The following is a 13,460-nucleotide window of genomic DNA, read 5'->3' on the forward strand; positions in this document are numbered from 1 at the left end:
CATGTTTACCACCGTACTGATTGCCAACCGCGGCGAAATTGCCTGTCGCGCCATCCGCACCCTGAAGCGCCTCGGCGTGAAAAGCGTCGCGGTCTATTCCGACGCTGACCGCAACGCGCAGCACGTTAAGCAGGCGGATATCGCTATCGCGCTGGGCGGCGAGAAAGCCAGCGACAGCTATCTCCGCATCGACAAAATCCTGGCCGCGGCTCAGCAGAGCGGCGCGCAGGCGATCTGGCCCGGCTATGGCTTTCTGTCGGAAAGTCAGCTATTTGCCGAAGCCTGCGACGCGGCGGGCATCGCCTTTATCGGCCCCACCGCGCAGCAGATTGGTGAGTTCGGCCTGAAGCACCGCGCCCGTGAGCTGGCAGCCAGTGCGGGTGTCCCGATGACACCAGGCACACCGCTGCTTGCTTCGCTGGAAGAGGCGCTGCAGGCAGCCGATAAGATTGGCTATCCGGTGATGCTGAAAAGCACGGCGGGCGGCGGTGGCATTGGCCTGACGCGCTGCGCCGACGCCGACGCACTCGCCAGCGCCTGGGAGAGCGTGCGCCGTCTTGGCGAGCAGTTCTTCAGTGATGCAGGCGTGTTTCTGGAGCGCTGTATCGATCGCGCCCGCCACGTTGAGGTGCAGATTTTTGGTGACGGTAAAGGCACCGTGGTGGCGCTGGGCGAGCGTGACTGCTCACTGCAGCGCCGCAATCAGAAGGTGGTGGAAGAGACGCCTGCGCCCGGCCTGTCGCAGGCCACGCGTGATGCCCTGCTCGCCTCGGCAGTGCGGCTCGGCGAGCGGGTGAACTACCGCAGCGCAGGCACCGTGGAGTATATCTACGACGTCAGCCAGCAGGCCTTTTACTTTCTGGAAGTGAACACCCGCCTGCAGGTGGAGCACCCGGTCACCGAATGCGTCACCGGACTCGATCTGGTGGAGTGCATGTTGCAGGTGGCGGCGGGCGATGCGGTGGACTGGTCACGTCTGCAGCAGGCTCCGCAGGGCGCGGCCATTGAAGTGCGGCTCTACGCGGAAGATCCGCTGAAGAACTTTCAGCCCAGCCCCGGCCTGTTAACCGGCGTCACCTTCCCGGACGGCGTGCGTGTCGACAGCGGAATCGAAACCGGCAGCGAGGTCTCCAGCTTCTACGACCCGATGATCGCCAAGCTGATTGTCCATGCCGACACCCGCGATGCGGCGCTGGAAAAACTTCACCATGCGCTGGATGCGACTCAGCTGCATGGCATCGCCACCAACCTCGACTATCTGCGCCAGATTACCTCCAGCGACGCGTTTCGCAGTGGCAATGTCTGGACGCGCTATCTCGACAGCGTCGTCCCTGCCGCCTCCGTGGTGGAAGTGCTGCAACCCGGCACCTTCAGTTCGGTTCAGGACTATCCGGGCCGCCTCGGCTACTGGGATATCGGCGTACCGCCTTCCGGCCCGATGGATGACTTCGCGTTCCGGCTGGCTAACCGCATCGTGGGTAACCACGAGGCCGCCGCAGGCCTGGAATTTACCCTGCAGGGACCGACGCTGCGTTTCCACTGTGATGCTATTGTGGCGCTGACCGGCGCGGACTGCGGCGCCACGCTTGAGGGCGAACCGGTCAGCTACTGGCAGCCGCTGACGGTGAAGGCGGGACAGACACTGGCACTAGGACGCGCCCGGCAGGGCTGCCGCAGCTATCTGGCGGTGCGCAACGGCTTCGACGTGCCGGAGTATCTGGGCAGCCGCAGCACCTTTTCGCTGGGACAGTTTGGCGGTCACGCCGGTCGTACTCTGCGGGTTGCCGATATGCTGGCGATCTCCCGGCCTGAACGGGCAGCCTGCACTACGCCTGCCCCGGTCAGCGCCCCACAGCCGCTCGATGCGGCGCTGATTCCGCACTACGGCACCGAATGGCGCATTGGCGTGCTCTATGGCCCGCACGGCGCGCCGGACTTCTTCACCCAGGCCGCCATCGACGAATTCTTTGCCAGCGACTGGCAGGTGCACTACAACTCCAACCGCCTCGGCGTGCGGCTGGTCGGCCCGAAACCGACCTGGACCCGCGCCAACGGCGGCGAAGCGGGCCTGCATCCCTCTAACGTTCACGACTGTGAATATGCTATCGGCGCGGTCAATTTCACCGGCGACTTCCCGGTGATTCTGACGCATGACGGCCCGAGCCTCGGCGGCTTTGTCTGTCCGGTGACCATCGCCAAAGCCGAGCTGTGGAAAGTGGGCCAGGTCAAACCTGGCGACACCATCCGCTTCCACCCGATTACGGCAGACGATGCGCTGGCGCGGGAAAAAGCGCAGATGCATCTGATTGAAACCCTGCGGCCGGAACATCCACCGACCTTTGCCGTGCCGTCGCTGGCCGAAACCGCCCACGGCTCCGCCACCATTCTGGCCGCCATTGAGGCTACCGGCAGCACGCCGAAAGTGGTCTATCGCCAGGCGGGCGACAAATATGTGCTGATTGAGTATGGCGACAACGTGCTGGATCTGGCGCTGCGTCTGCGCGTGCACCTGCTGATGAATGCGCTGACGGCGCAGGCGGAGCCAGGTGTGGAGGAGCTGTCGCCGGGTGTGCGCTCACTGCAGGTGCGCTACGACAGCCGCATTATTCAGCAGTCCGCTCTGATGTCGCTGCTGCTGACGCTGGAAGCGACACTGGGCGATGTCAGCACGCTGAAAGTCCCGTCGCGCGTGGTGTGGATGCCGATGGCGTTTGAAGACAGCGCCACCCTGGGCGCGGTCAGCCGCTATCAGGAGACGGTGCGTGCCAGCGCGCCCTGGCTGCCGAACAACGTGGACTTCATCCAGCGTATTAACGGCTTAAGCAGCCGCGATGAGGTGCGCGACACCCTGCTCGACGCCAGCTATCTGGTGCTGGGGCTGGGCGATGTCTACCTCGGCGCGCCCTGCGCCGTCCCGATCGATCCGCGCCATCGCCTGCTGAGTTCCAAATACAGTCCGGCACGTACCTTTACTGCCGAAGGCACCGTCGGCATCGGCGGCATGTACATGTGCATCTACGGCATGGATTCGCCCGGCGGTTATCAGCTGGTGGGCCGCACGCTGCCCATCTGGAACACCTTCCTGAAAAATCCGCAGTTCGCGGCCGATGCGCCGTGGCTGCTGCGCTTCTTCGATCAGGTACGCTTCTACCCGGTGAGTGAAACCGAACTTAACCAGCTGCGCGAAGATTTCCGTGAAGGGCGCGCCAGCCTGCGTATTGAAGAAACACAGTTTGATTTTGCCGCCCACCAGCAGTTCCTCGCCGACCACGCCGCTGAGATTGCCGCGTTCCGCCAGCGCCAGGCCACCGCCTTTGAACAGGAAGTGCAGCTCTGGGCGCAGGAAGAACAGAACGCACCGGCGGCGGATGAGGCGCAGGCCAGCGTCAGTGAAGAGGAGGAAGCCGGGCTGGCGGTGCAGGCGGATCTCAATGGCAACATCTGGAAAGTGCTGGTACAGCCGGGCGACGAGGTCAGCGCCGGACAGACGCTGATTATCGTCGAGGCGATGAAGATGGAGCTGGCGATTGTCGCGCCCCAGGCTGGTCGGGTGACGCGTATCGCCTGTCAGGCGGGCCGGCCGGTCAGCCCTGGCGATAACCTGCTGTGGCTGGAATAAGGAGCGCCGATGACAACCCAACCTCAATCCCCTAAAGCGCGCCCGGAAGCGCTGGCCGAACGGGTCTATCAGGCGCTGAAGGCCGATATCTTCGCCTTTCGCCTGATGCCGGGCGACCGGTTCAGTGAAAGCGAAATTGCCGGACGGATGGCGGTCAGCCGCACGCCGGTGCGCCAGGCGCTGTTCCGGCTGGAGCGCGAAGGCTTTGTCGAAGTGTGGTTCCGCAGCGGCTGGCAGATTAAAAACTTCGATTTCGCCTGGTTCGAATCGCTGTATGACCTGCGCACGGTGCTGGAGTGCGAGGCGGTAAAACGCCTCTGCGCCCTGCCCGCGCCGCAGTGTGCCGCACTGTTAAATGAACTCAACCAGTTCTGGTGCGAGGCGGAGGCGCTCACCGAAGGTCTGGTGGTGTCACAGCATGACGAAGCGTTTCACATGACGCTGGTCGCGGCCGCAGGCAACCCGGAGATGGCGCGCATTCACGCCGAACTCACCGAGAAGATCCGCATTATTCGCCGGCTCGACTTCACCCGCGATGACCGCATCTGTGCGACCTATCAGGAACATGCCGAAATTTTACAGGCGATTTTCCAGCAGCAGACAGGCGAGGCGCAACGCATCCTGACCGATCACATCGCCGTCAGTAAGGCGGAGGTCAGGAAGATCACCCTGCACCGCCTCCAGCAGGCCCGGCTCCAGCTCACCGAATAACATAACAACCACTCAGGGGTTTAAATGATGAAAAGACGTTCGTTGATCAAAGCTTTCGCCCTCTCCGCTACCGTTGTCAGTATGGGGTTTGCCTGGAGTGCGCAGGCGGCTGACACCATCAAGGTGGGGATCATGCATTCGCTCTCCGGCACCATGGCGATTTCTGAAACGCCGCTGAAAGATGTGGCGCTGATGACCATAGATGAAATTAACGCCAAAGGCGGCGTGCTGGGGAAAAAGCTGGAGCCGGTGGTGGTCGATCCTGCCTCTAACTGGCCGCTGTTTGCCGAAAAAGCGCGGCAGCTGCTGACGCAGGATAAAGCGGCGGTGGTGTTTGGCTGCTGGACTTCGGTGTCGCGCAAATCGGTGCTGCCGGTGTTTGAAGAGCTGAACGGCCTGCTGTTCTATCCGGTGCAGTATGAAGGGGAAGAGATGTCACCTAACGTCTTCTACACCGGTGCGGCGCCTAACCAGCAGGCGATTCCGGCCGTGGAATACCTGATGAGCGAAGATGGCGGCAGCGCGAAACGCTTCTTCCTGCTGGGCACCGACTACGTCTATCCGCGCACCACCAACAAAATCCTGCGCGCCTTCCTGCACAGCAAAGGCGTGGCCGACAAAGATATCGAAGAGGTCTACACGCCGTTTGGTTACAGCGACTACCAGACCATCGTTTCCAACATCAAAAAATTCGCGGCTGGTGGTAAAACGGCGGTGGTTTCGACCATCAACGGCGACTCCAACGTGCCGTTCTACAAAGAGCTGGCTAACCAGGGCATCAAAGCCACGGACATTCCGGTGGTCGCCTTCTCCGTAGGCGAAGAGGAGCTGCGCGGTATCGACACCAAACCGCTGGTGGGTCAGTTAGCGGCCTGGAACTATTTCGAGTCGATCGATAATCCGACCAACGCGAAATTCGTCGCCGATTATCGCGCATATGCCAAAGCACACAACCTGCCGAACGCCGCCACCGTCGTCACTAACGACCCGATGGAAGCGACTTATGTCGGCATTCATATGTGGGCGCAGGCGGTAGAAAAAGCGGGCACGACCGATGTGGACAAGGTGCGCGCGGCGATGGCCGGTCAGACCTTTAAAGCGCCGGATGGCTTTACCCTGACCATGGACCAGACCAACCACCATCTGCATAAGCCGGTCATGATTGGCGAAGTGGAAGAGAACGGCCAGTTCAGCGTGGTGTGGCAGACCGATAAGCCGGTGCGTGCGCAGCCGTGGAGCCCGTACATTGCCGGTAATGACAAGAAGCCCGATTACCCGGTGAAGACCGCGCAGTAATCGCGCGTTGCTGATGAGACAGCGTCACCCGCTGTGAAGCGGCAGCACGGCAGTTCATCCCACTGCCGTGCTGACCTCCCCAAACGAGGCTCCCTTTATGAATCTATGTCGCTGCTTTTTCAGCCTGCTCCTGCTGATGCCGCTGTTTGCCAGCGCCGGACCGGCGGCGGACTTTGCTGCCGCCAGCCGCAGCCAGCAGGCCACGCTGCTGCAACAGTGGGCCGCCGCGCCGGACAGTCATCGCCTGCCGCTGCTGGAAGCACTGAATGCCGAAACCGTGGTCATCGACCAGAACAAACAGCCGTTCAGCCAGCAGGGTTCAACGCTGCAGCCGCTGGATATGGTGGCAAAGCCCACGGGTAATCTGAAAAAGCTTTTTATGAACAATCGCCTGCGCGTGCTGGTTAACAACGCGCTGGCTGCCCACCAGCTGGTGAGCAGTGATGCCACCCTGCGTCTGCGCGCGGCGCAGCAGTTGCAAAATGAGGGTGCTGCCGACCAGTTGCCACTGCTGGAACAGCGCCTGGCCGCCGAACAGGACAGCCGCGTTCACGCCGCATTAGCGCTGGCGCTGGCGAATCTGCAACTGGCGGATGGCGAGCCGATGGTGCGCCTGCGGGCGGTGAAGCTGCTGGGCGAGTCCAGCGATCCCAACACCCAGGCCAGTCTGCAACGCCTGACCCAGCCCGCGAATGAGCCGGACGCCACGGTGCGGGCAGCCGCGGCGGAGAGCCTGCAACAGATTCAGAAGCGGCTGATGTGGGGCGATCTGCTGGGACAGGCGTTTAGCGGCCTGTCACTGGGCTCCATCCTGCTGCTGGCCGCGCTGGGCCTGGCGATCACCTATGGCCTGCTGGGGGTGATCAACATGGCGCACGGTGAAATGCTGATGCTCGGCGCGTACGCCACCTGGTGGGTTCAGAGCCTGTTTCAGCAGTTTGCACCGGACTATTTAGCCTGGTATCCACTGCTGGCGCTGCCGGTCGCCTTTATGGTTACTGCCGCCATCGGCATGGCGCTGGAGCGCACCATCATCCGTCATCTCTATGGCCGTCCGCTGGAAACGCTGCTCGCCACCTGGGGGATCAGCCTGATGCTGATCCAGCTGGTGCGGGTGCTGTTCGGGGCGCAAAACCTGGAGGTGGCGAATCCGTCATGGCTCTCGGGTGGCTTACAGCTGCTGCCTAATCTGGTGCTGCCGTGGAACCGCATCGCGGTGATCCTGTTTGTGGTATTTGTGCTGGCGCTTACCTGGCTGCTGCTTAACCGGACCCGCCTTGGCATGAACGTGCGCGCCGTGACGCAGAATCGCGCGATGGCAGAGTGCTGTGGCGTGCCGACCGGCCGCGTCGATATGCTGGCGTTTGGCCTTGGCTCGGGCATTGCCGGGCTGGGCGGTGTCGCGCTGTCGCAGCTCGGTAACGTCGGACCGGAGCTGGGTCAGGGCTACATCATCGACTCGTTCCTGGTGGTGGTGCTGGGTGGCGTCGGCCAGCTGGCGGGTACCGTGGTGGCCGCGTTCAGCCTGGGCATTCTGAACAAAGTGCTGGAGCCGCAGATTGGCGCGGTGCTGGGTAAAATCCTGATTCTGGTGATTATCGTGCTGTTTATTCAGAAACGTCCGCAGGGCCTGTTTGCGGTTAAAGGAAGGGTGACTGACTGATGACGCAACCCATCACACTTCGCGTGGCGCGCACGGCGCCGCGCCTGACGATCAGCATCGGCCTGGCGATCACCCTGGCGTTACTGGTGATGCCGTTTCTGGCGCTGCTGCCCGCCACGCATCCGCTGGCGATCTCCACCTATACCCTGACGCTGGTCGGCAAAATCCTCTGCTATGCGGTGGTCGCGGTAGCGCTCGATCTGGTGTGGGGCTATGCCGGATTGCTGTCGCTGGGTCACGGCCTGTTCTTTGCACTGGGCGGTTACACCATGGGCATGTATCTGATGCGCCAGGCCGCCGGTGAGGGCCTGCCCGCCTTTATGTCCTTTCTCTCCTGGCGTGAGCTGCCCTGGTTCTGGACCGGCACGGAATACTTCGCCTGGGCGCTCTGCCTGAGCATGCTGGTGCCGGGCCTGCTGGCGCTGGTGTTTGGCTTCTTCGCCTTTCGCTCGAAGATCAAAGGCGTCTACTTCTCCATCATGACTCAGGCGCTGACCTACGCCGGGATGCTGCTCTTCTTCCGCAACGAAACCGGTTTTGGCGGCAACAATGGCTTTACCGGCTTTACCACCCTGCTCGGCTTTTCGGTGACGGCGACCGGAACCCGCATCGGGCTGTTTATCGCCACGGTATTACTGCTGTTACTGAGCCTGGTAATCGGCTTCGCCCTGGCGCGCAGCAAATTTGGCCGGGTGCTGACCGCCGTACGGGATGCCGAAAACCGTCTGATGTTCTGTGGTTACGACCCGCGCGGCTTCAAGCTGTTTGTCTGGACGGTCTCCGCCGTGCTGTGTGGCCTGGCCGGGGCGCTCTATGTGCCGCAGGTCGGCATTATCAATCCGGGGGAGATGTCACCCGCCAACTCGATTGAAGCGGCGATCTGGGTCGCGCTGGGTGGCCGCGGCACGCTGATAGGCCCGCTGCTGGGCGCCGCGATTGTTAATGGCGCACGCAGCTTCTTCACCGTCGCCTTCCCTGAATACTGGCTCTTCTTCCTGGGACTGATGTTTATTCTGGTGACGCTGTTTCTGCCGCACGGCGTGATTGGCCTGCTGCGCCGGAGGAAAAAATGAGTGATGCCCTGTTTACCCAACCCCAGCTCGCGGATCGCCACCGGGCGCAGCGCGATCCGGTGCTGCAACTGGAGAAAATCAGCGTGTCGTTTGACGGCTTCCGGGCGCTGACCGATCTTTCGCTGCAGATCGGCGTCGGTGAACTGCGCTGCGTGATCGGCCCCAACGGCGCGGGGAAAACCACGCTGATGGATGTGATCACCGGCAAAACCCGGCCCGACGCCGGCCGGGTGATCTACGACCAGAACAGCGATCTGACCCGTCTCTCACCCGTTGAGATCGCCCGCGCCGGCATTGGCCGTAAGTTCCAGAAGCCCACGGTGTTTGAGGCGTTAACCGTGTTCGAGAATCTGGAGATCGCGCTCAAAGCCGATAAGTCGGTCTGGGCCAGCCTGCGCGCCCGCCTCAGCAGCGAACAGCACGATCGGATTGATGAGGTGCTGAAACTGCTGCGGCTGGGCGGCGAACGCCAGCGACGCGCGGGCCTGTTGTCGCACGGCCAGAAGCAGTTTCTGGAGATCGGCATGCTGCTGGTGCAGGAGCCGCATCTGCTGCTGCTGGATGAACCGGCCGCAGGCATGACCGACGCTGAGACGGACTACACCGCCGAGCTGTTCCGCAGCCTGGCGGGCAAACATTCACTGATGGTGGTGGAGCATGACATGGGCTTTGTCGAGACCATCGCCGATCATGTCACCGTGCTGCATCAGGGACAGGTTCTGGCCGAGGGTTCGCTGCGCGAGGTTCAGGCTAATGAGCAGGTTATCGACGTTTATCTGGGGCGCTGAAATGTTACAGGTTACTGAACTGAATCAATATTATGGCGGCAGTCACATTCTGCGCGGCCTGTCATTTGAGGTGAAGATTGGCGAAATCACCTGTCTGCTGGGGCGCAATGGCGTGGGGAAAACTACGTTGCTGAAGTGCCTGATGGGGCTGATTCCGGCGAAGTCAGGCGAGATTCAGTGGCAGCAGCAGCGAATGAATGGTCGCAAGCCGCACCAGCGGGTGCAGGCGGGTATCGCCTATGTGCCACAGGGGCGGGAAATCTTTCCGCGTCTGACGGTGGAAGAGAACCTGCTGATGGGGCTGTCACGCTTTCCGGCTGCGCAGGCGCGTGAAGTACCGGAGGAGATTTATCAGCTCTTTCCGGTGCTGCTGGCGATGAAGTCACGCCGGGGCGGCGATCTCTCTGGCGGTCAGCAGCAGCAGCTGGCGATTGGCCGTGCGCTGGCCTGTCGGCCCCTGCTGTTGATCCTTGATGAACCGACCGAAGGGATCCAGCCCTCGGTGATCAAAGAGATCGGCGCAGTGATCCGTCAGCTGGCGCAGCGCGGCGATATGGCGATCCTGCTGGTGGAGCAGTTTTATGACTTCGCAGCGGAGCTGGCGGACAGCTATCTGGTAATGTCGCGCGGTGAGATCGTGCAGCGTGGCCGCGGCGACACCATGGAAGCAGAGGGTGTGCGCGGCCTGGTGGCGATTTAAACCCGGCTCAGAGCAGGCCGGTCTCGACGGAGAAGTGGCGCTGTTCACCGCTCGCCAGGGTGATCAGCGTACCGGCCTGCTGCGCGGCAAGAAAACCCTCTGGCCGACAGGTGGCGGGCAGAATGTAGGCCGCCACCTGCTGATCGTGGTTATGCAGCAGCCAGCGGGTCGCGTGCGGAAACTGCGCGGTAGAGAAGCGCGTCATCAGCACATAGCCCTGCGGCGAATGCAGCTCAAACTGTACCTCATCACCATACTGCGGCAGATCGTCCGCGAAGAAGACGATCTCCGGATCGCAGAGCTGCGGCTGATTGAGCTGCTGTAACGCCTGCGGATCGCGCGCCAGCTGATCCGTGTAATCCCGCCAGGCGGGCGTGGGTCGCAGGTGCGCCGGGATCGAGCGACGCAGCTGGAATGCCTCTTCGGGGATCGACTGCCGGAACCGTCCCTGATCGACCCATGCGCTGTTGAGGTGACACATATACTGCAACGGCATCGGCGCACCGGCGAGATTAGTCACCGTCATCTCTATCGTCAGACGGGGCCGATCGGCCTGAAGGCGGACGGCAGGGGCCGCAAGATAGTGATGGCCGAAGCCTTTAACATATTCACACTCCCCTTCCAGCGACAGCGTCTGATCCTCCAGCACCAGCCAGGCGCTATCCATGCGGGCGCAGGCCATTTCACCGTGCAGCGGATGATCGTCCTCTGGCGCCGGACAGCCGTTAGCCAGCAGACCCGAATGAAATGCAAAGCAGCCATAGGTGTCGATGATCGAATGTGCGGGCAGCGGCTGTTTAAAACTGTGGCCCATGGTCAGGTTATGATCGTCAAACTGCACGTCCCAGATCATCTGTCCGAGAAACGGCAGCACGGTCACGCTGCCGCGCCGGTTGTGAATCCGCACCGCCTCAATGCCCGCCGGATAGCGAAACAGCTCAACCCGGAAGTCCTCGCTCTCTAACAGCACCCAGGGCGTGGCGTGAAACAGGTCACGCGCTAAGGGTAAACGGGTTTTCATGGTAACTCCCCCACCAGACGACCGGCGGCAACCGGCTGTTTTTTATGGCGCAGTTCGCCATAGAAGTAGAATCCGACCCAGGCGAAACAGAGCAGCGAAACGCCAAACGCCAGCTGCATTGAGCCCAGAGTGTCAGACACCAGCCCCTGCAGCGCCGGGACAAAGGCCGCGCCGACAATCGCCATCACGATAAACGCGCCTGCCACTTCGGTGTATTTATTCTCGACCGTCGCCAGCGTACCGGCGTAGATCGTTGCCCAGCAGGGGCCAAACAGCACGCTGACAAACACGGCGGCGTAGACGGCGGTAAAGTCCGGCACCAGCATCACATAGGCCAGCGTCAGCACGCCCAGCACCGAATAGGCGATCAGCACTTTCTCGGCACGGAAGCGGGTCATCAGGAAGTTCGCCACGAACTTGCCGATAAAGAAGCAGACAAAGCTGTAGATCATAAAGTCAGAGGCGTGACGCTCATTGGCCGCCCCCAGCGTCAGCGCCAGACGAATGGTAAACGACCAGACCGCCACCTGCATGCCGACATAGAGGAACTGGGTCACAATTCCGCGTTTAAAATGACGATTAGCGGCCAGATAGCGGAAAGTCTCGCCCAGCGATGGCCGGGATTTTTCATTACTCTCAGGTTTGCAGCGCGGATAGCGGGTGAACATAAACAGCAGCATCACCACCACCAGCACCATGACCAGATATTTGTAGGGTTCCAGCGTGTGTTCCAGCATCGTCAGGCGGAAGGCATGCGCCTGCTCTGCCGTCATCGTCGCCATCTGACTTTCCAGGCTGTCGCCGTCCTGGAACACCAGATATTTACCCAGCACGATCCCCATCAGCGCACCAATCGGGTAGAAGGTCTGGCTGACGTTGAGGCGCAGCGTGGCATGGTCGCGATGGCCAATCATCGAACTGTAGGTATTGGCCGCAGTTTCCAGGAAGCTCAGGCCGATGGCGATGGCAAAGATCGCCGCGAGGAACATGGTGTAGGTCGCCATGTGCGAAGCGGGATAGAAAGCGATACAGCCAGCAATGTAGAGCGCCAGGCCAGTCATAATCGCCATCTTGTAACTGGTTTTGCGGATCACCAGCGAGGCGGGGATCGCAATCAGAAAATAGCCGCCATAAAAGGCGCTCTGCACCAGCGCACTGGCAAAGTCGCTCAGGGCGAACACGCTTTTAAACTGGGTGATCAGAATATCGTTGAGACTCGCCGCACAGCCCCAGAGCGGAAAGAGGCACGACAGCAGAATGAACGGGAACAGCGGCGTTTTATTCAGATAGCCATCAGATTGCTGAACAATTTTCTGTTGCATAGCAGAACCTCAGTTACGGTTGAGAAAACGCTGGAAAGCCCCGGCGTCGGGATAAGCACACTGCGTGCCGCGCCCGGTGACGCTGCAGGCGGCATAAGCAGAAGCCTGCGTCATGGCGGCGGCCACATCGCCGGTTTTCACCAGCAGATACGCAAAACAGCCGATAAAGGCATCACCCGCACCGCTGGTATCGACCGCCTGAACCGGCGTCGCAGCCACGCGATGCACCTGGTCGCCGCTCATCCAGACCGATCCCCGGCCGCCCAGCGTGATGATCAGATTTTTAAGGCCGCGCTTCAGCAGCGACTGTCCGGCGAGGATCACCTCTTCATCGGTGCTGACCGGCAGGCCGGTGAGGATCTCCAGCTCGGTTTCGTTGGGCATAAAGAAATCGCATTTGCAGGCGTAGTGAATATCGAGCGTGGGGACAGCCGGTGCCGGATTCAGGATCACGTTGATCTGATGCTGGCGGGCAAAATCGATGGCGTAATAGACCGTCTCCAGCGGGATCTCCAGCTGCAGGATGATCAGTTCACAGGCTTTCAGCGCCTCTGCCGCGTCGTCGATATCGGCGGGTTTCAGCTGCTGGTTGGCGCCTTTGATAATCAGAATGCGGTTCTGCGACTGGTCATCGACAAAAATCGGTGCCACGCCGCTGGAGGTGCCCGGTGCGGTGGTGACAAAGCGCGTGTCCACGCCCTGCTGCTGTAAATTAGCCACGGTGTTGGGGGCAAAGAGATCGTCGCCGACCTTGCTGACCATCATCACCCTGCCACCCATTTTCGCCGCCGCAACCGCCTGGTTAGCGCCTTTACCGCCGCAGCCAATGGCAAAGTCGGGTGCTTCAAGGGTTTCGCCCGCTTTCGGCAGGCTGTTGGTATAGGTAATCAGATCGACCATATTTGAGCCGATGACCGCAATTGTCATGAAAAATCTCCCGGATGTTTTTCACACTTTAAATGTTATTAAAGTAACAATAACCTTTCTTAAAGGTTAAATATGTGACAAAAACCACATCCTGAAGCGGCGAGCACTGGCGGGAAACGGCATGGGCGGGGATTTAAAGTGTTACTATTATAACAAGATAACATCATGGACCGTGGCGGCTGAGAGAAAGGATCGCCTGTAGAGATGGGGCGGGATCACCGCACGGTGGAGGTTTGCGGCCTTTACAGATTGCGGGTAAGATTGACTGCCAGCCTGGCGGATGAGACGCAACTCATTCAAATCTGTGAGGTTTGTCGCGTATTGACGTCGATTCCGGCGT

Annotated in this window: 10 protein-coding genes; 7 read left to right on the plus strand and 3 right to left on the minus strand. The window is 61.0% G+C overall.

The features are described from left to right. Position 1: 1 nt before the first annotated feature. From uca to urtE, 7 genes are all read left to right on the plus strand, one after another. Positions 2–3,619 carry an urea carboxylase gene (uca, locus tag PU624_RS19710; protein ID WP_283546311.1) on the plus strand — a complete coding sequence of 1,206 codons (3,618 nt, stop codon included), beginning with the start codon at positions 2–4 and terminating at the stop codon, positions 3,617–3,619. A 9-nt stretch (positions 3,620–3,628) separates the two neighbouring features. Continuing rightward, a complete protein-coding gene (locus tag PU624_RS19715) occupies positions 3,629–4,330 on the plus strand; it encodes a GntR family transcriptional regulator (protein ID WP_283546312.1) in 702 nt (233 codons plus the stop codon). Positions 4,331–4,357: 27 nt separating this feature from the next. After that, positions 4,358–5,626, plus strand: coding sequence for an urea ABC transporter substrate-binding protein (gene urtA, locus PU624_RS19720; RefSeq protein ID WP_283548034.1), 1,269 nt, complete (start codon positions 4,358–4,360; stop codon positions 5,624–5,626). Between the two features lie 97 nt (positions 5,627–5,723). Continuing rightward, the gene (urtB, locus tag PU624_RS19725; protein ID WP_283546313.1) at positions 5,724–7,289 is read left to right on the plus strand and encodes an urea ABC transporter permease subunit UrtB; all 1,566 of its coding nucleotides are present in this window, start codon (positions 5,724–5,726) and stop codon (positions 7,287–7,289) included. Further along, positions 7,289–8,362 carry an urea ABC transporter permease subunit UrtC gene (gene urtC / locus PU624_RS19730; protein WP_283546314.1) on the plus strand — a complete coding sequence of 358 codons (1,074 nt, stop codon included), beginning with the start codon at positions 7,289–7,291 and terminating at the stop codon, positions 8,360–8,362. The genes urtB and urtC overlap by 1 nt, the downstream gene beginning before the upstream one ends. Next, positions 8,359–9,150 carry an urea ABC transporter ATP-binding protein UrtD gene (urtD, locus tag PU624_RS19735; protein ID WP_283546315.1) on the plus strand — a complete coding sequence of 264 codons (792 nt, stop codon included), beginning with the start codon at positions 8,359–8,361 and terminating at the stop codon, positions 9,148–9,150. Before urtC ends, urtD begins: the two co-directional genes overlap by 4 nt. A gap of 1 nt (position 9,151) precedes the next feature. Next, a complete protein-coding gene (gene urtE / locus PU624_RS19740) occupies positions 9,152–9,850 on the plus strand; it encodes an urea ABC transporter ATP-binding subunit UrtE (protein WP_283546316.1) in 699 nt (232 codons plus the stop codon). Between the two features lie 7 nt (positions 9,851–9,857). On the opposite strand, the gene PU624_RS19745 is transcribed toward urtE, so the two are convergent. Genes PU624_RS19745 through rbsK form a run of 3 tightly spaced genes read right to left on the minus strand, consistent with a single transcriptional unit; the run spans position 9,858 to position 13,120 of the window. Further along, positions 9,858–10,871, minus strand: coding sequence for an aldose 1-epimerase family protein (locus PU624_RS19745; RefSeq protein ID WP_283546317.1), 1,014 nt, complete (start codon positions 10,869–10,871; stop codon positions 9,858–9,860). Continuing rightward, on the minus strand, positions 10,868–12,193 hold the full coding sequence (gene fucP / locus PU624_RS19750) for an L-fucose:H+ symporter permease (protein WP_283546318.1): 1,326 nt from the start codon (positions 12,191–12,193) through the stop codon (positions 10,868–10,870). Before fucP ends, PU624_RS19745 begins: the two co-directional genes overlap by 4 nt. A 9-nt stretch (positions 12,194–12,202) precedes the next feature. Then, positions 12,203–13,120, minus strand: a complete 918-nt coding sequence (gene rbsK, locus PU624_RS19755) for a ribokinase (protein WP_283546319.1) — start codon at positions 13,118–13,120, stop codon at positions 12,203–12,205. Between the last annotated feature and the right edge of the window lie 340 nt (positions 13,121–13,460).

The sequence above is a fragment of the Pantoea sp. Lij88 genome (assembly GCF_030062155.1).
Lineage (GTDB): Bacteria > Pseudomonadota > Gammaproteobacteria > Enterobacterales > Enterobacteriaceae > Pantoea.